The organism is Pseudomonas sp. B19125, assembly GCF_044218855.1.
Classification (GTDB): domain Bacteria; phylum Pseudomonadota; class Gammaproteobacteria; order Pseudomonadales; family Pseudomonadaceae; genus Aquipseudomonas; species Aquipseudomonas edaphica.
The window spans coordinates 1,898,614-1,915,321 of record NZ_CP162589.1 but is presented as its reverse complement, the minus strand read 5'-3'; the positions used below and the strand labels follow the sequence as shown (position 1 = coordinate 1,915,321).

At 58.8% G+C, this 16,708-nt stretch carries 17 protein-coding genes and 1 pseudogene; 12 read left to right on the top strand and 6 right to left on the bottom strand.

All coding sequences use genetic code 11. The features are described 5' to 3' along the window. The first annotated feature begins 119 nt into the window (after positions 1 to 119). The 6 genes from argH (at position 120) to AB4P96_RS08770 (ending at position 6,647) form a co-directional block, all read left to right on the top strand. Positions 120 to 1,547, top strand: a complete 1,428-nt coding sequence (argH, locus tag AB4P96_RS08795) for an argininosuccinate lyase (RefSeq protein ID WP_395600681.1) — start codon at positions 120 to 122, stop codon at positions 1,545 to 1,547. Positions 1,548 to 1,705: 158 nt separating this feature from the next. Next, on the top strand, positions 1,706 to 2,584 hold the full coding sequence (locus AB4P96_RS08790; RefSeq protein WP_105695533.1) for an amino acid ABC transporter permease: 879 nt from the start codon (positions 1,706 to 1,708) through the stop codon (positions 2,582 to 2,584). A 24-nt stretch (positions 2,585 to 2,608) separates the two neighbouring features. Next, the gene (locus AB4P96_RS08785) at positions 2,609 to 3,373 is read left to right on the top strand and encodes an amino acid ABC transporter ATP-binding protein (protein WP_017134648.1); all 765 of its coding nucleotides are present in this window, start codon (positions 2,609 to 2,611) and stop codon (positions 3,371 to 3,373) included. A gap of 25 nt (positions 3,374 to 3,398) precedes the next feature. Then, positions 3,399 to 4,220, top strand: a complete 822-nt coding sequence (locus AB4P96_RS08780; protein WP_395600680.1) for an ABC transporter substrate-binding protein — start codon at positions 3,399 to 3,401, stop codon at positions 4,218 to 4,220. Positions 4,221 to 4,423: 203 nt separating this feature from the next. Continuing rightward, positions 4,424 to 5,599, top strand: a complete 1,176-nt coding sequence (locus AB4P96_RS08775; RefSeq protein WP_099550484.1) for an MFS transporter — start codon at positions 4,424 to 4,426, stop codon at positions 5,597 to 5,599. Between the two features lie 94 nt (positions 5,600 to 5,693). Further along, complete coding sequence (locus AB4P96_RS08770) at positions 5,694 to 6,647, top strand: hypothetical protein (protein ID WP_176991463.1); 954 nt, start codon at positions 5,694 to 5,696, stop codon at positions 6,645 to 6,647. Here AB4P96_RS08770 and AB4P96_RS08765 read toward each other — a convergent pair. Continuing rightward, positions 6,644 to 7,309: a DUF6933 domain-containing protein gene (locus tag AB4P96_RS08765; protein ID WP_099550482.1), complete on the bottom strand. Its 666-nt coding sequence runs from the start codon at positions 7,307 to 7,309 to the stop codon at positions 6,644 to 6,646. The two genes, AB4P96_RS08770 and AB4P96_RS08765, sit on opposite strands and share 4 nt — an antisense overlap. A gap of 43 nt (positions 7,310 to 7,352) precedes the next feature. Then, positions 7,353 to 7,715 carry a hypothetical protein gene (locus AB4P96_RS08760; protein WP_017137865.1) on the bottom strand — a complete coding sequence of 121 codons (363 nt, stop codon included), beginning with the start codon at positions 7,713 to 7,715 and terminating at the stop codon, positions 7,353 to 7,355. A 189-nt stretch (positions 7,716 to 7,904) separates the two neighbouring features. Between AB4P96_RS08760 and AB4P96_RS08755 the strand changes: the two genes are divergently transcribed. Further along, entirely contained in the window at positions 7,905 to 8,285 is a 381-nt protein-coding gene (locus tag AB4P96_RS08755) for a hypothetical protein (RefSeq protein WP_017137866.1), read from the top strand. Here AB4P96_RS08755 and AB4P96_RS08750 read toward each other — a convergent pair. From AB4P96_RS08750 to AB4P96_RS08735, 4 genes are all read right to left on the bottom strand, one after another. Then, the gene (locus tag AB4P96_RS08750; protein WP_099550481.1) at positions 8,215 to 8,772 is read right to left on the bottom strand and encodes an AAA family ATPase; all 558 of its coding nucleotides are present in this window, start codon (positions 8,770 to 8,772) and stop codon (positions 8,215 to 8,217) included. The two genes, AB4P96_RS08755 and AB4P96_RS08750, sit on opposite strands and share 71 nt — an antisense overlap. Before the next feature lie 58 nt (positions 8,773 to 8,830). After that, positions 8,831 to 10,345 carry an amidase family protein gene (locus AB4P96_RS08745; protein WP_170039802.1) on the bottom strand — a complete coding sequence of 505 codons (1,515 nt, stop codon included), beginning with the start codon at positions 10,343 to 10,345 and terminating at the stop codon, positions 8,831 to 8,833. Between the two features lie 125 nt (positions 10,346 to 10,470). Continuing rightward, entirely contained in the window at positions 10,471 to 11,124 is a 654-nt protein-coding gene (locus tag AB4P96_RS08740) for a hypothetical protein (RefSeq protein WP_240792738.1), read from the bottom strand. 194 nt (positions 11,125 to 11,318) lie between these two features. Then, positions 11,319 to 12,377 (bottom strand): MBL fold metallo-hydrolase, encoded by a 1,059-nt coding sequence (locus AB4P96_RS08735; protein WP_017137870.1) that lies wholly within the window; start codon positions 12,375 to 12,377, stop codon positions 11,319 to 11,321. Positions 12,378 to 12,517: 140 nt separating this feature from the next. On the opposite strand from AB4P96_RS08735, the gene AB4P96_RS08730 reads away from it, so the two are divergent. The 5 genes and pseudogenes from AB4P96_RS08730 (at position 12,518) to AB4P96_RS08710 (ending at position 16,573) form a co-directional block, all read left to right on the top strand. Beyond that, positions 12,518 to 13,144: a TetR/AcrR family transcriptional regulator gene (locus AB4P96_RS08730; protein ID WP_017137871.1), complete on the top strand. Its 627-nt coding sequence runs from the start codon at positions 12,518 to 12,520 to the stop codon at positions 13,142 to 13,144. Between the two features lie 190 nt (positions 13,145 to 13,334). Further along, positions 13,335 to 14,393: a diguanylate cyclase gene (locus AB4P96_RS08725; RefSeq protein WP_017137872.1), complete on the top strand. Its 1,059-nt coding sequence runs from the start codon at positions 13,335 to 13,337 to the stop codon at positions 14,391 to 14,393. Positions 14,394 to 14,617: 224 nt separating this feature from the next. Next, positions 14,618 to 15,427 (top strand): annotated as a pseudogene (locus tag AB4P96_RS08720) (PAS domain-containing protein); the annotation flags it as partial. Positions 15,428 to 15,541: 114 nt separating this feature from the next. Further along, positions 15,542 to 15,976 carry a methyl-accepting chemotaxis protein gene (locus tag AB4P96_RS08715; RefSeq protein WP_395600972.1) on the top strand — a complete coding sequence of 145 codons (435 nt, stop codon included), beginning with the start codon at positions 15,542 to 15,544 and terminating at the stop codon, positions 15,974 to 15,976. A 78-nt stretch (positions 15,977 to 16,054) separates the two neighbouring features. Further along, a complete protein-coding gene (locus AB4P96_RS08710) occupies positions 16,055 to 16,573 on the top strand; it encodes a DUF1003 domain-containing protein (RefSeq protein WP_099550475.1) in 519 nt (172 codons plus the stop codon). Positions 16,574 to 16,708 lie beyond the last annotated feature (135 nt).

Below are 16,708 nucleotides of genomic sequence, written 5' to 3'. Positions count from 1 at the left end.
GAACATAAACATCCGCCTTTGGCAACCTTGAATACGGCGCGTCAGACGCTGGTTCAGTCTAGTTGAAATCTTCTTTTTACTGCCTCCGACTCTTCTAAAAACAAGCGTGAGGAATACCGATGTCCCAGCCCACCGATCGCCTTTGGGGCGCTCGTTTCAAGACCGGTCCGTCTGCTGCCTTGGCGGCGTTGTCCCGCTGCCCCGAGCGCTATTTCCGCCTGACGCCCTACGACCTGGCCGGCTCCCGTGCCCATGCCCGTGAATTGCAGCGCGCCGGTTTGCTGGATGAGTCGGAAACCCTGCGCACGCTGGAAGCCCTGGACCGTATCGGTGACGATTTCGCCGCCGGGCGCCTGCATCCAACCCTGGATGACGAGGACGTACACACCTTTATCGAACGCGTATTGACCGAGCGCCTGGGCGCCTTGGGCGGCAAGTTGCGCGCCGGGCGTTCGCGTAACGATCAGACCGCCAATGACCTGCGCCTTTTCCTGCGCGACCATGCGCGCACCATCACCACCGAGGTGTTGAGTTTGCAGCAGGCGTTGGTGGCGCAGGCCGAGCAACACATCGAAAGCATTTGCCCAGGGTTCACCCATTTGCAGCAGGCGCAACCGATTGTGTTTGCCCATCACTTGTTGGCCCACGCCCAGTCGATGTTGCGTGATGTGCAACGGTTGGTGGATTGGGATGCGCGTACGGCGTTGTCGCCGTTGGGTGCGGCGGCGATGGCCGGTTCTGCCATTGCACGCCAGCCGGAGCATTCGGCCAAGGAAATGGGCTACACCGGGCCGTGCGAAAACTCCATTGATGCTGTCGCCAGCCGTGACCATGTGGCGGAGTTTCTGTTTGTGGCGGGCATGCTCGGGGTGAATATTTCGCGGCTGTCGGAGGAGTTTTGCCTGTGGTCGTCGCGCCAGTTTCACTGGGTGGTGCTGGACGATGCCTACGCCACCGGCAGCTCGATCATGCCGCAGAAAAAGAACCCGGACATTGCCGAACTGGCGCGGGGCAAGGCTGGGCGTTTGATTGGCAACCTGACCGGGTTGATGTCGACGCTTAAATCCTTGCCGCTGTCGTACAACCGCGATTTGAGTGAAGACAAACACAGTGTGTTGGACAGCGTCGACACCTTGCTGCTGGTGCTGCCGGCGATGGCCGGGATGGTGGCGACCATGAAGGTGCAGGTCGAGGAGCTGCGCAGGCAAGCGCCGATGGGCTTCACCTTGGCGACCGAGGTGGCGGATTGGTTGGCCACCCGTGGCGTGCCATTTAAAGAGGCGCATGAGATTACCGGCGCGTTGGTGCAGGCCTGTGAGCAACAGGAGATTGAGTTGTGGGAAGCCTCGCCGGCGATGTTGGCGCAGGTGGATGCGCGGCTGCTGCCTGAAGTGCGTGAGTGCCTGACCCTGGAGGCCGCGATTGCGGCGCGCAGTGGCTGGGGTGGCACGGCGCCGGAGCGGGTTCGGGAGCAGATTGGGCGGTTGAAGCTGGCGTTGGCGGCTCAGCAAAAATGGGCTGAGAGTTACACCGGATTCCGAATCTGATCGTTCCCACGCTCTGCGTGGGAATGCCGCCCAGGACGCTCCGCGTCCCGTTGCATGGCTCCAATTCCGCGCAATGGTGACGCGGAGCGTCACGGGATGCATTCCCACGCAGAGCGTGGGAACGATCGTGCAACACCTATATTTTTTGGAGTAGCACCATGAACCAAACCCCGGCGGAGCGCTTGGAAGCCGAGCGCAAGTTGTCCGAGAACCAGTTCGATATTACCCAGTACGAGCATGTGCCGCGGCGGTATTACGGGCGGATGTTTTTTGCCACGTTGATCGTGATCGCCCTGGCCGCGCTGTTGCGCGCATTTGCCAATGGCCAGATCGAATGGTCCTACATCGGCCAGTTCCTCACGTCTGAGGCCATCCTCTGGGGGCTGGTGAATACCATTGTCATGTCGATTTTGGCGATGGCGCTGGGTGTGGTGATCGGGGTGATCACAGCGATCATGCGCATGTCGGCCAACCCGATCCTGCGTTATGTGGCCATCACTTACACCTGGCTGTTCCGCGGTACGCCGCTGATTTTGCAGCTGCTGCTGTGGTTCAACCTGGCGCTGATTTTCCCGGTGATCGCGATTCCCGGCGTGTTCAGCATCGACACCGTCGACCTGATGACGCCGTTCGTGGCCGCCCTGCTCGGCCTGAGCATCAACCAGGGCGCCTACACCGCCGAAGTGGTGCGTGCCGGTTTGCTCTCGGTCGACACCGGCCAGTACGAAGCCGCCAAGTCTATCGGTATGCCGAGCCTGCAAGCATTGCGTAGGGTGATTCTGCCGCAGGCCATGCGGGTGATCATTCCGCCTGTGGGCAACGAGTTCATCAGCATGGTGAAAATGACCAGCCTGGCCAGCGTGATCCAGTACTCGGAGCTGCTGCACAACGCGCAAAACATCTACTACGCCAACGCGCGGGTCATGGAGCTGCTGATTGTGGCCGGTATCTGGTACCTGGCGGTGGTGACTGTTCTTTCATTTGGTCAAAGCCGCCTCGAGCGTCGTTTTGCCCGCGGCGCCGGCAAGCGTTCGTAAGTTTGGGTTGAGGAGATTTGCCCCATGAGAAGCATCGTCAAGGCCGTCAACCTGAACAAGTATTACGACCAGTATCACGCGCTGCGCGACATCAATATCGAGGTCGAGCAAGGCGAAGTGATGTGCATCATCGGCCCGTCCGGCTCGGGTAAAAGTACGCTGCTGCGTTGCGTCAACCAGCTGGAAAAAATCGACAAGGGCGGCCTGTGGGTCGACGGTGAGTTGGTCGGTTACCGGGTGGTCGGCAACAAGCTGCATGAGATGAATGAATCGCAGATTGCCCGCCAGCGCCTGGCCACCGGCATGGTGTTTCAGCGCTTCAATTTGTTCCCGCATATGACCGTGTTGCAGAACATCATCGAAGGCCCGGTGCAGGTGCTCAAGCGCTCGCCCAAGGAAGCCATCGAAGACGCGCTGGAATTGCTGGCACGCGTGGGTCTGGCGGACAAGCGCAATGCATACCCGGTGGAATTGTCCGGCGGTCAGCAACAACGTGTGGCTATTGCTCGCGCCTTGGCGATGCGCCCCAAGTTGATGCTGTTTGACGAACCCACGTCAGCCCTCGACCCAGAGCTTGTGGGAGAAGTGCTGTCGGTGATGCGTGATTTGGCCACCACCGGCATGACCATGATCGTGGTCACCCATGAGTTGGGCTTCGCCCGCGAAGTCTCCAACCGCATGGTGTTTATGGATGCTGGCCAGATTGTGGAAGCCGGCAGCCCCGAAGAAATTCTAATAAGCCCACAAAACCCGCGTACCCAAAGCTTTATTTCTGCCGTTCGCACTTAACTAAAAAACTAACGAGAACGCCCCCATGAAAAAATTGTTTATCCCCACGTTGCTCGCAGGCCTGATGGCCTCCACCTGTGTATTGGCGGCATTGCCGGCAGCAATCAAGGAAAAAGGCGAGATCAGCGCGGCCATCGTGCCGAACTACCCGCCGATGGATTTCAAGGACACCGCCACCAATAAACTCACCGGCCTGGACTTTGACCTGGGCAATGCCCTGGCTGAGCGCCTGGGTGTGAAGATCAAATGGCAGGAAACCGGCTTCGAGCAGATGCTCAGCGGCCTGACCACCAAGCGCGTCGACATTGTGCTGTCGGGCATGAGCGACACCGCCGAACGCCAAAAGGCCGTGACCTTCATCGACTACTTCACCAGTGGCCCGCAGCTGTACACCCTGGCCAAGCGTGAAGACCTTCAGGCATTGACTGACCTGTGCGGTAAAAAAGTCGGCACCAGCCGCCGTACCACCTGGCCGTCGGAGATTGCCGCATGGAGCAAGGAAAACTGCGAAGCGGCCGGTAAGCCAGCCATTGTGGTGATCGGCACCGAAGGCTCGGCAGATGCGCGCGCGCAGTTGCAGCAGAACCGTCTGGATGCGGCGATGCAGGGCAGCGAGACCATTCCTTATCTGATGGCGCTGGACAAGGGTAAGTACAAGCCGGTGGGCCTGGCGATTTCCAAGCAGTTCACGGGGCTGGGGATTGAGAAGAGCAACACTGAGCTGGTGACGGCGATCAGTGAAGCGCTGCAGGGCATGGTGGATGATGGCACCTACGGCAAGATCCTCAAGAAGTGGGATCTGGAGCAGGGTGCGGTGGAAAAAATCTCCATCAATGCGGGCCAGTAAATACACGATCTAGAATGTGGGAGCTGGCTTGCCTGCGATAGCGGTGGGCCAGTAAGAAATATTCAAGCTGACCCACCGCTATCGCAGGCAAGCCAGCTCCCACATTAACTCTGTATTCACATTGGCTCTGTGTTCACTGTTGAGCTGTTTTCACCGTAGATCTGTGTTGTCTTGAAGCAATAACAAGGACGCTCGCCCCCACCGTGGCCACCTATTCCCTGGTAATTCGCCGCCTGATGATCTGCTCGGTGACCATCGTGGTCAGCCGCGCCATGACCAGCCCATTGCTGGCCTTGCTCTTGAGTACCCGACTGGGCCTCAACCAGCAGGACATCGGCCTGTTGATGGGCATTGCCGTGTTTATCGCCACGTTGCTGGGCCTGTATGGCGGCTACATCATCGACCGCCTGGAAAAGCGCAAGCTGCTGATCCTGGCCATGCTCTCCAGCTCCATCGGTTTTCTATTGCTGACGTTCGCCAGCAACCTCTATCTCACCACCCTGACCCTGGTCATTACCGAAGCCGCCTCGGCGCTGTTCCTGATCGGCTCCAAAGCCATCATCAGCGAGAACCTGCCGGTGGGTGATCGCGCCAAGGTGTTTTCCCTGCGTTACACCCTGACCAATGTTGGCTACGCCACTGGGCCGATGATCGGTGTAGTGATTGCCGGGCATATGCAACTGGCGCCGTTCTTGATCGCCAGCGCCATTGCGTTTGGCAGCCTGTTCCTGATGATCGGCATCCCACCGACCCAGCGCGATGACAGCCACAGACCCTTGAGCTTCCTCAGCACCCTGCGCACGTTGCGCAGCGACCGCACGCTGATCCTGTTCACCAGTGGCAGCCTGTTGAGCACCATTGTCCACGGGCGCTACACCCTGTATCTGTCGCAGTTTTTGCTGGTGGCCTACAAACCCGCCGAGGCGCTGAAGATTCTGTCGGCAGTGCTGGCCTGCAACGCCATCACCGTGATTGTGATGCAGTACCAGATTGGCCGGTTTCTCAAGCGCGAACAGTTGCGCTACTGGATCGTGCTGGGCACGTTGCTGTTCATTGCCGGGCTGGTCGGTTTCAGCCAGGCTCACAGTCTGCTCACGTGGTGCCTGGCAATGTTCGTGTTTACCTTGGGCGAGATGATCATTTACCCGTCGGAATTCCTGTTTATCGACACCATCGCCCCCGACGCATTGCGCGGCAGTTATTACGGCGCACAAAACCTGGCGGCGTTTGGCGGAGCGATGAGCCCGGTTATTTGCGGCTATTTGCTGATCAACGCTGCGCCGACCAGCATGTTCTATGCGTTGGGCGCATTGACTGCGATGGGCGGCACTTTGTGTTTCTTGAGCGGCCGCCGTGTAGCTGGCACACCGCTTATCTAAGGTGGGAGCTGGCAAGCCAGCTCCCTCATTTTGCTCTCCGTAATCTCTGGTATTTGCGTAGTATCCAGCTATTCATCTCACGGACCCGAGCCCCATGAAATTCGACACGGCCTACAGCCTGAGTCTCGACGACAAGCTGTCGATCTACGACGTTCGAGACCTGAATTTCGACGAAACCGCCGACTTCGACTCCGATAAGGACAGCTTCCTGTGCCCCAACGATGAATGCCGCGCAGCATTCGAAACGGGCAATACGCTGAGCACGTTCAACGCGAAAAACGTCAATTATCAGCGCACGCCCCACTTCAAGAACAAGACCAGCACCCGGCATATCGACGGCTGTCGCTATGCCAGCACGCATAAGACGGCAACCGGTGAAAGTGACGACGAGCGCGAAGACAATTTCCCATCGGAATTTGTACTGACCCGGCGTCAGTACCCGCGCAACACTGCGCTTGTCGGCAGCGAGGGAAGCGTCCCACAAGATTCAGCGAAGGCGCCTTCGACAAGTACCCGCTCATCCCGCGTCACCAGTGACACAACCCCAGACAAAACCAGCGTCTTCGCACACCCGGTCGAGTGCTATGTGTCCAATATCGACGACAAGGACAAGCTCAAGTCCATGCCGCTGAAGGTTGGCGAACACTCCGCGAATTACTGGACGTTTTTCAAGAAAATCGAATACCTGCAAGACAACAAAGGCCTGATTTACTGGGGCAAGATCAAAGCGATCAAGGATTACACCAGCAGCTTTCGCATCGACTTCGAAAAAAAGGTGTGGCTCGACAAAAAGCCTTATTCAGTGAATGTCTACCTGAGCAAAAAACTCATCGAGAACTACCGCAAGCGCACGGCGTTCCTGGAGCAGATCAAGGCGGCAGCGAGTAGCGAACGGGCCTTGTATTGCTTCTTTTACGGCGTGACGCCGGAGCTCAAACAGGTGCCGAGCAAGAAGAACCCCGAGCAGACATTCGGGGTGTTCAGCGCCAATATCGAGAACCTGGACCACTTGATCATTCGTGAGGCACCGGGAATGCAGGAGCATTAGGCAAGGGCGCGTGATCGCTGAGCTTGCCGGTATTGTTCGCGTGCAGCTCGGGCGGTGGCCGCGTCTATCCCGCCAAATGCTGTCAGCCAGTGAATCAGCATTTCTTCCTCTGGCCAACCATAGCCCTTTATCCCGGGAATGGTTCTGGGTGTACGATTGATGGCTTCGTCATAGCGTCTCGCACTCCACGGCTGCTTCACAAAGTCGAAACCTTCAGCGTCCCATTTAAACACGCGCAGGATTTCATTGATTTGGCCCTGGCTGCTGCGGTCGCTGCGCTGGTACAAGCAATAAGTGCTCCCCAAGCCGCTCAGCAGCGGATCACAAACGGACGGCGAGAGTATGTCCAGCACGCCACACTTCAGCGCTACATTCATCACGCCATCGATCCAGCGATGGGCAAATGTCTTCACAAAACCCGCGTCATCGGCCTTTTTCATATCGAAGAACAGCATGCTATAGCGCGTCTTCAAATGCGTCGCCACCAGCACATGCTTACGCTTAACTATTGCCGCATGGACCAGCCACTGGTTAGGGTCTGTGTGCAGCGCAAGACCCTCGGCGCTCGGTATCGGTGGTTTTTCAACTGGGGTAATTTTCTTACCCTTGTGAATACGGCTGAAAAAGTCGCTGCCGGCTTGTGAGCAATTAAATGTCAGCACACTGTGTTCCTGCGCAAAGTGATCAACGCCAAGTGTGCCCTATTTACTCGCCGGGCAATTGCTCCTCAACCCACTCAAGTTCATAAGGCTGCCTGACGGCATAGCTGATGGCATCAAGCGTTTCTTCGCTGAGTATTGCCAACTCGGCGTCGGTCAACAGGTCATGGTGCACCATCAATGCCAAGCACGGATAGGTTGATGAGCGACTGTAATAGTCGAACATATCGGCCATATCCTTGTTGCGGGCATGAATCACGCCATACAGCATTCCGTACCGGGCGTGAGCGGACAAGGCACCGTGCTCACTGATAGTCCTGGCATCCGCCAGGACACCGAGGCAAAACCGATCAAGGGCCAATGCCCTCAAGCCTTTGAATTTCTTCCAATCACTTTCGGAAATAGACATAGCGTCGTTCTCTCGTCAGCTCAATCGGTCCGCAGATCTTGCTATCGGCGTGCGAGCTTTGCAACGTCCACTGTCCTTCTGGATAGGGCAAGTGAACCCCCGATAAAAAATCCAGTTGATGAACGGCGCAAACAACTGTACAAAAACACAGTATAGTTTGCCTTCCCCCGTCGAACCTGGAGAAACCCCATGTCCTCTCTGGCAATGAGCTCTTTCGTAGAACAGCAGATCGTCCTGCACCAATTCACCGCCAAACACAGCGCACAGGCCCGTGTGATGCTGGGCTGGAGCCGTGAAGACCTGGCCCGCCAGGCCGGGCTGGCGGTGGAGGTGGTTCAGCGTTTTGAAAGCCTGGGTGAGGTGGAGGATGAAGCTCGGTTAGCCCTCGCGTTCCGGCTGGAGGCTGAAGGCCTGGTGTTTTTTCCAGGGTTTGCCCCGGGCTGGGGGATGAGCGCACGCAAGTTTGCAGCCGCCCCTGCCGAGCTCGCGGCACCTGGCCTCATCTCGCGGTTGATGGGCTCAGCAGCGGCATCAAATGACTCACCAACGCCTCAGCCGAATGGTGCGTAGAGTCCAACCGAAGCACCGGGCAGGTCAGCGGTTTCAACCAGCTTTCATGCCGACGCAGGCTGCGTAGGCTGTGGTTGCCGCCGTCGTAACGGGCGGCCCAGGCCAGGAATGCGATGCTGTTGGCGTGGCGGCTGCCGCCCTCCAGGATCTGTTCGCCGTAGCGTTGCACTTCGCGCAGTTGCAAGCGGTGCAGGCGCACATGTGGGTCCAACCGCAGGAAGACTACATGGGTGAACTGCGGGATCATCGCATCGCCCCAACCGCACAGTGAGCCGGACAGTACCCAGCCCTCAAGGCCGGCACTCTGTTCCTGCAACAGGCGGATGCGTTCATCCTTGGGCCGGGCGACCGTGAAAGGCTCTGACGTTTGTTGCCAGTAGAAATAGTCAGAGTCGAAATAGGCGACGCCCAAGCGTTTGGCCAAAGCCTGGCCCAAGGTCGAGGTACCGGCACCTGCAGCGCCGATAATGTGTATTTTGTAGGCCATGCTTGCTCTCCATGGCTTTGAGTGTAATACGCGAGATTTGCAGCACGCAGCGCGTCATTTAAAGCTCGGGTTTTACACCGGCTTGGGCCGCCTGCTCGTACCCATAAGCCACTGCCAGCAAGGTGGGTTCCGACCAGCGAGTACCGAAGAAGTAGGCACTGGTAGGCAGGCCGTCCTCACTCGTCCCAGAAGGTACGGTGACCCCTGGGTAACCTGCTGCGGCAACCCCGAAGTAACTGTTGGTATCGTAGTCCGACACTATGGCATGCAGGTTTTTCTCCTTGATCGGGTCATCCACGCTGCTGCGAAAATCCTGGATAAGCGCGTCCCACAGCGTTTTGCGTTGCTGCGGTGTGAGAGTGGCTGCGTTGACCTTCTTGAGTACAGATTGGTGATCCGTCTCAGTACCATCACGGGTTTCATTGAATGTTATCAACTCGGCCAATGATGTGACCGGCAGGCCCGGACGCTTGGCCAAGTAGGCATTCAGTTCTTCCCTTACATCCGAGAGCAACAGTTCGTCGTAGCGTGAAGCATCTGCCAGCCGCAGGTTGATCGGTAACAACGTAGCGCCTTGCTCACGAAGTACTTGCAGTGTCTTGCTAAATTGCGGGCTGTTGTCCACCGGCAAACTTTCACCGTTGAACGTAAAGGTCGCGGGATAACCGATACGCTTGCCCTTCAAGGCGCCTGGCACCAGCAGTTTGGTGTAGTCGATGCCTTGAGGGGCGCCCAGGCTTTCGGGATCGCCAGGGTCACTGCCGGACATGGCATTGAGCATCAACGCAACGTCATACACCGAGCGAGCCATGGGGCCGGGTGTGTCTTGTCGGCGGCTGGCGGGAATAATCCCGTTGCGATCCAACAAGCCAACGCTGGGTTTGAGCCCCACCACACCATTGAGCGCCGCCGGTACGATGATCGAACCATTGGTTTCTGCACCGACCGCCAGGGGTGCCAGCCCGGCCGCTATCGCTGCGGCAGACCCCGAACTGGAGCCACCGACGTCGGCACCCGCACGGTGAGGGTTAAGGGTTTGCCCTCCCCGGCTACTCCAGCCATCGGGGCCACCGCGAAAGCCAGCCAGTTCGCTCATGTTGGTTTTACCCAGGATCACCACCCCTTGCTGGATGAGGTAATCGACAAGAGCAGCATTCTTGCCGGCAGCCGCCCCCACAAGACCAAACGCACCTGCACTGGTTTGCATGCCAGTCGTTTCGATGGTGTCCTTGAGCAAAATGGGTACGCCATGCAACGGGCCACGCACCTTGCCACTGGCGCGTTCACGGTCCAGTTCGCGCGCGACCTCGAGTGCCTCAGGGTTGAGTTCGATGACGGAGCACAGTTGAGGGTCCAGCGTGCGGATACGCTCTTGCAGGAAGTTCACCAGATCAACCGCCGTAAGCCCGTGCGGCCGAGCCATTTGTTCGCCCAGCTCGCGAACGCTTGCGTATGCAGTCTCTGGCGCCACGGGCTTTGCAGCCATTGGTGTTTCTACTACAGGCGAGGTCTGCGCCGGCAAGGTTTGCGCAGCCTGGCGGATCATCGAATAGATGCCGTAAGCAACCGTCATAAAGGTCTCTCCTGAGTTCAGAATTCATGCGGGATCAAGTCCGCCATTCTAAAAACCCCAGGTGTTAAAGACCCTCAGGCAGTCTCTGCTCACATCGTAGGAGGGTTCAGCACTTCCTGTAGTTGTTACGAGTTCTTTGACGCGCAGGCGCTGACCTGGCGATAGGCATGCAACAACAGCGGCAATGCATCACGCGACCATTGTGCGCCGTAAAACCACAGTTTCGCCCCATCTCCCAACGGTTCGCAAAGCGACGGATAGCCGCTGATGCAGGCACGATGAAACGCGACGCTCTCGCTGCCAGAAACCAGCGCATCCAGGCGATGCGCGGTCATGAGGTCGTCGATTTCATTGCTTTGCAGGGAAAATTGCAGGCTGCTGTCTTCACGACGCGCGTCCACTGGCACCAAGTGCGCACCGGCCTGGCGCAGAAGGTCGAAGGCTGCACACAAGGCTTCGCTGTGTTCGACGGCCTCGCGATGACCGCCTTGCACATAGCGGTCAGCGAACCCGATACGCCAACCCGATAGCATCTGTGAAGCGGTGAAGCTGGTGTTGTTCAGTACCAGGGGGACTTCCACCATGACCGGCCCAGTAGGGTCGATACCGCTTAAAGCTGCGAGTGATAACGCGGGATCCCGCGCAGGTCTTGCCGGTAGGGCCGGCGCGTTGTAGCCAGGAATGGGCGCCGCGCCAACCACTTGCGCCGCGCCGAAGACGATACCTGCGCGGCTCAGATTCTCGGGTTTAGCATGAACGGACTCGGCCGCGGGCTCCACGCTGCCCGCCTCCTCCGTCACAGGCAAGGAAAGCCCTGGGCGACACGGCATCCCTGATCGCCAATGCTCCCTACAGTTTTTTTCCATCAAAACCCGACCTCCGACAATTGATTGCGCGGGATCATCGCACTCTCATCTGGCGTTTGTCGCAGTCCTGAAACACCCTGAAAATCCTTTTTCCAGGCGGCAACGTTTCAACCCGCTGCGTGTTCTTTTACACCTTGAGTTTCCACCTCCAGCCACCACGCATGCCCGCGCTCCGGCTGGCTAAGGCTGAACGCCTGCCCCATCGCCGGCGTGGTAATCGCCACGTTGCGCTCCCAGGCCAGGGCCATGATGCGATCGAACGGTTCGTGCCAGGCGTGGAAGGCCAGGTCGAAAGTGCCGTTGTGGATCGGTAGCAGCCAACGGCCTTTGAGGTCGATGTGTGCTTGCAGGGTTTGCTCAGGCTGCATATGCACATGGGGCCAGTCGACGTTGTAAGCACCTGTTTCCATCAGCGTCAGATCAAACGGGCCGTATTGTTCGCCGATGCGTGTGAAGCCGTCGAAATAACCGGTGTCGCCGCTGAAAAAGATCCGCCGCGCGCCGTCGATCATCACCCAGGAACACCACAAGGTCTGGTTGCCATCAAACAGGCCACGCCCGGAAAAATGCTGGGCCGGAGTTGCGATAAACCGGATGCCCTCGACTTCGGTACCTGCCCACCAATCCAGTTGCCGGACTTTGCTGGCATCCACACCCCACTTGACCAGCGTGTCGCCCACGCCCAGCGGCGCAAGAAAATAGCGGGTCTTGTCGGCCAGTTGGATCACCGCGTTGCGGTCAAGATGGTCGTAGTGATTGTGGGAAAGAATCACCGCTTCCAGAGGTGGTAACTCTTGAAGGCTGATCGGCGGCTGATGAAAGCGCTTTGGCCCAGCCCAACTGAAAGGCGAGGCACGTTCGGCAAATACCGGGTCAGTGACCCAGAACTTGCCGCGCATTTTCAGCAGCACAGTGGAATGCCCCAGGCGAAACACACTGTGATCGGGTGCTGCCAACAACTGCTCACGCGTCAGCGGTTGCACCGGGATCTTGCCTACCGGGCGTGTGCTGCGTGGTTTGTTGAACAGCATGTTCCAGAAAATGCGCAAGGTTTTGCCAAAACCACCGTGCTGCACTGGAGCATCGTTGCTGAATTGCCCTGGCGCTTGCTCGGCGGTCTTTGGCGCAGCCGGCGCGGGGTCGAGACGGGTTGAAATCGTGGCCATTGCAGAGTGACTCCGGGGTCGGCTCATAAAAGACACTGCGAAGACTAACTACACTGCACAGTGTAGTTTCTAGATTGCAACAAAACCCTGAGCAAGTAAACTACCGAGTGTAATTTCCTTTTAGAGCCTTAGAGCCGACCATGACTGCACCTCTGCGCCTCACCGATCGTAAACGCGAAGCCATTGTGGCAGCCGCTATTACCGAGTTCCGCGCGAATGGGTTCGAGGTCACCAGCATGGACAAAATCGCCGCCACCGCCGGCGTTTCCAAGCGCACGGTGTACAACCACTTCCCCAGCAAGGAAGAGTTGTTTGCCGAAATCCTCCACCAGTTGTGGGCCAGCAGCGTTGCCCAACTGGACGTGAGCTACGCCAGCGACCGCCCGCTGCGCGAGCAATTGCGCGGGCTACTGGAGGCCAAGATGCTGATGATGTCGGACGCCAACTTCCTCGACCTGGCCCGTGTCGCGATTGCCGCCACCATCCATTCGCCGGAACGCGCACAAGACATGGTCAACCGCCTGAGCAAGCGCGAAGAAGGCTTCACCCAGTGGGTGCGCGCCGCGCAGGAAGACGGCCGGCTGTCCTGCACCGACCCCGCCTTCGCCGCCCACCAGATACAAAGCCTGCTCAAGGCATTCGCGTTCTGGCCGCAGATCACCCTGGGCCAACCTGTGCTCGACGCCGCCTGCCAGGCCAGCGTGATCGAGTCAGCCATCGACCTGTTCCTGGCCGGTTACGAAGTGCGCACACCAAGGCCGCAGTAAACCCTGTTACAGACGCGACATTCCAGGTCGCTTTTGGCGTATTCCCACGCTGTGCTGCGCAAATGGCCTGGAAGGACACTGATTATTCCCACGCGAATAACTGACAATATTCACCGTTAATATCCGATCAACGGTTCTACCCGCTGACGCACGTTGTCGTACCCGCAAAACAGAGCTGACCCGGAACACTATGGAAAACAGACGAGGCAAAGGGCTTTCATTTGCCAGACGTATCTACAAGCCAAGGATCATCGGCCTGGGTATCGGTTGTATCAGTGTGGCCGGCGCCCTTTACCCCCTGGCGATGCCGGGCTGGGTGTGGGCGTTCCTGCTGTTCAATGGCTATGCCTGGGCGCATGTGGCGTATCAACTCTCGACCCGTTCGCAGTTTCCCTATCAGGCTGAACAGCGCAACCTGCTCTATGACTCGTTGTTCGGTGGTTTCTGGGCCGCCGCCACCCAGTTCACGCCCCTGACGGCCGTGACCGTGCTGTCGATGATGACCATGAACAATGTCGCGGCCGGCGGCAAACGCCTGTTTCTGCGCGGGCTGCTGGCGCAAGCGGCAGGTACCGCGGTGGCGTGGGGTTTGTTCGGGGTCAAGTTCAACCCCAATGTCAGCCTCAGCCAGGTCTACACCTGCCTGCCGATGCTGACGCTCTACCCGATGGCCATCGGTATGGTCTGCTACCAACTGGCGATCAAGCTCTCGGAACACAAACGCGCCCTCAGCGCCCTGAGCCGTATCGACAGCCTCACCGGCCTGCTCAACCATGGCTCGTGGAAAGACCTGTTGAACCTCAAGTTCCATAAGTGCCAGCAGCAAAGCAGCCACGCCACTATCGCGCTGATCGACATCGACCACTTCAAGCAGATCAATGACACCTACGGCCATATCGTCGGTGATGCGGTGTTGCGCCAACTCAGCCAAGAGTTGCGCCTGCACCTGCGGGAAAACGACTTGGCCGGCCGCTATGGCGGCGATGAGTTCTGTGTGATTTTGCCGCAAATGCCGCTGGAAGAAGCCGCAAAAGTCATGGAACGCATGCGCGAAACATTCGGCAACTATCGTAATGCCCAGATCCCGGAGTTGCGCGTGAGCCTGAGCATTGGCCTGGCCGACTTCCAGCCACTGTTCAGCGATGCCGCGATGTGGCTCAACGCGGCGGACCGTGCACTGTACACAGCCAAGGAAACCGGGCGTAACCGGGTTAATGTCAGCGATTACGTGGTCGCCCATTCCGCTTGAGTTGTCCGATAACACCTCGTCTGAATCTTCCGCCCGCGCCTCGCAGCGATAGCATAATGCCGCCACTGGTCGCCTGCCCAAAAATGGTCCTGCCCTAACGGCGAACTTCTTGGCAGGCTGATCACTCTGAACCCCTTGTTCCGCCCCCTCTGTCAGCACCAGGAAGCTGACAATGAGCAAGTCAACCGTAAGGCCCAGGGCCATACGGGGTCAGGCGCCTATTCATGGATACCTCTGACGCGTGCTTCCCCGAGCTCTCGAACATGCTATTTAACGCCCATAAAAAAACCATCAGTACCCTGCAATACACCAATGCCCAGCAGGCCAGCCTTCTCGACGCGATTGAGCGCTCCATGGCCGTTATCGAGTTTGACCTGCAAGGCAGCGTGCTGCGTGCCAATGACAACTTCCTCAAGACCATGGGCTACCGCGCCGAGCAGATCCTGGGCCAGTCACACCGGATGTTCTGCACACCCGCGTTCGCCCGCAGCGCCGAGTACAACCAGTTGTGGACGCACTTGCGCAATGGCCAATTCCAGTCCGGCACCTTTGAGCGGCTGGCCGGCAATGGCCAGTCAGTATGGTTGGAAGCGAGCTATAACCCGGTGCGCGATGACACGGGCCAAGTGATCAAAGTGGTGAAGTACGCCATGGATGTCACCCCGCGCCTGCAGGCCGAAAGCGAAGCCAACGCCAAGCTGGGCGCCATCGACCGTGCCATGGCAGTGATCGAATTCAACCTCGACGGCACCATCATCACCGCCAATGACAATTTTCTGCAGCGCATGGGCTACAGCCTGGCGCAGATCCAGGGCAAACATCACCGCATGTTCTGCACACCGGAGCTGGCCAACAGCGCGGCGTATACCGAGTTCTGGAAACGCTTGAACCAGGGCGAACTGTTCAACGGCCAGTTCGAGCGCGTTGATAAACACGGCCAGACCCTGTGGCTCGAAGCCAACTACAACCCGGTGTACGACGCCAGCGGGCGCCTGTGCAAAGTGGTCAAGTTCGCCTCTGACGTCACCGCCAGGGTGCAACAGCACGCAGCCGACGCCGCCAGCGCGGCCCAGGCTTACCATATTTCCCTGAATACCCGGGATGTGGCCGAAAAAGGCGCCGACGTGATTCAGCAAACCGCCAGCGGCATGCGCGAAATCGCTGCAGACATCGACACCTCCTCGCAACTGATCGCCAAGCTGGGTGAGCGTTCGCAGCAGATCACCGCCATCGTCAACACCATTCGCGGGATCGCCGACCAGACCAACCTGCTGGCCCTCAACGCCGCCATCGAGGCGGCACGCGCGGGTGAGCAAGGCCGTGGTTTTGCCGTGGTGGCTGACGAAGTGCGGCAACTGGCAGCCCGCACCAGCGGCTCGACGGCGGAAATCTCCAGCATGATCGCGATGATCCAGGACGAGACCCGCCAAGCCATCGAGAGCATGGACAGCACCCGCGACCGCGCGGCGCTGGGGGTCGACCTGGCCAACCGCGCAGGCACGGTGATCCTGCAGATTCGCGAAGGCACCACCGAGGCGGTGCAAGCGGTGAGCGCGTTCGCCAACGAGCGCGGCAACACCTGACCGGTTCTTCATGTGTGTGTGTCGGGGGGCGCGGTCTATAGTGCTAGCTTGTCTTAACGCTTAGGATTCGAGCCCGCCATGACCCCCGACAAGCCAGACGCCGTACCTGTCGATCACCTGCGCTTCCACCGCGGCCACGCCCATCTGGCGCCGACCTTTGGCAACGACACCTTTGCCCTCAAGGCCGAAGCCTTCGCACGCTTCTTTGGCACGCCGACCTTTCTCGGCGCGCAAACCGCGATCGTGGTGGTGTGGGTGGTGCTGAACATCACCGGCGTCACGCATTTTGACGTGTACCCGTTCATCCTGCTCAACCTGGCGTTCAGCCTGCAGTCGGCTTACGCCGCGCCGCTGATCCTGCTGGCCCAGACACGCCAGGCCGCCCGCGACAAAGCCCAGTCCGACGCCGATGCGCAACACCGCGAAGCCCTGGCCATTGCCAATACCGAACGCCAGGCCCAGGCCGCGCAAACCACCAAACAGTTACTGGAGTTGCTGGAGCAGAACACCCGGCTGACGGAAATGACCAAGCAACTGACCGAGCGTATCGAGACGTTGACGTGCGAAATGCATGAGCAGTTTGTGCGAAAACCCTGAGACGTTTACCCAGAGGAACTCTCCTGGGGCTGGCAAGCGGGCTTGTTGTGGCGAGCGGGCTTGCCCCGCGTTGGGCTGCGCAGCAGCCCCAGTAAAGTCGATGCGGTACTTAAAGCAAAAACCGCGGCGTCTGGT

What these genes read in the sequence shown, in the direction of transcription:
- argH (WP_395600681.1), top strand. Translation starts at nt 120, where the DNA reads ATGTCCCAGCCCACCGATCGCCTTTGGGGCGCTCGTTTCAAGACCGGT.
- AB4P96_RS08790 (WP_105695533.1), top strand. Translation starts at nt 1,706, where the DNA reads ATGAACCAAACCCCGGCGGAGCGCTTGGAAGCCGAGCGCAAGTTGTCC.
- AB4P96_RS08785 (WP_017134648.1), top strand. Translation starts at nt 2,609, where the DNA reads ATGAGAAGCATCGTCAAGGCCGTCAACCTGAACAAGTATTACGACCAG.
- AB4P96_RS08780 (WP_395600680.1), top strand. Translation starts at nt 3,399, where the DNA reads ATGAAAAAATTGTTTATCCCCACGTTGCTCGCAGGCCTGATGGCCTCC.
- AB4P96_RS08770 (WP_176991463.1), top strand. Translation starts at nt 5,694, where the DNA reads ATGAAATTCGACACGGCCTACAGCCTGAGTCTCGACGACAAGCTGTCG.
- AB4P96_RS08760 (WP_017137865.1), bottom strand. Translation starts at nt 7,715, where the DNA reads ATGTCTATTTCCGAAAGTGATTGGAAGAAATTCAAAGGCTTGAGGGCA.
- AB4P96_RS08755 (WP_017137866.1), top strand. Translation starts at nt 7,905, where the DNA reads ATGTCCTCTCTGGCAATGAGCTCTTTCGTAGAACAGCAGATCGTCCTG.
- AB4P96_RS08750 (WP_099550481.1), bottom strand. Translation starts at nt 8,772, where the DNA reads ATGGCCTACAAAATACACATTATCGGCGCTGCAGGTGCCGGTACCTCG.
- AB4P96_RS08745 (WP_170039802.1), bottom strand. Translation starts at nt 10,345, where the DNA reads ATGACGGTTGCTTACGGCATCTATTCGATGATCCGCCAGGCTGCGCAA.
- AB4P96_RS08735 (WP_017137870.1), bottom strand. Translation starts at nt 12,377, where the DNA reads ATGGCCACGATTTCAACCCGTCTCGACCCCGCGCCGGCTGCGCCAAAG.
- AB4P96_RS08730 (WP_017137871.1), top strand. Translation starts at nt 12,518, where the DNA reads ATGACTGCACCTCTGCGCCTCACCGATCGTAAACGCGAAGCCATTGTG.
- AB4P96_RS08725 (WP_017137872.1), top strand. Translation starts at nt 13,335, where the DNA reads ATGGAAAACAGACGAGGCAAAGGGCTTTCATTTGCCAGACGTATCTAC.
- AB4P96_RS08715 (WP_395600972.1), top strand. Translation starts at nt 15,542, where the DNA reads ATGCGCGAAATCGCTGCAGACATCGACACCTCCTCGCAACTGATCGCC.
- AB4P96_RS08710 (WP_099550475.1), top strand. Translation starts at nt 16,055, where the DNA reads ATGACCCCCGACAAGCCAGACGCCGTACCTGTCGATCACCTGCGCTTC.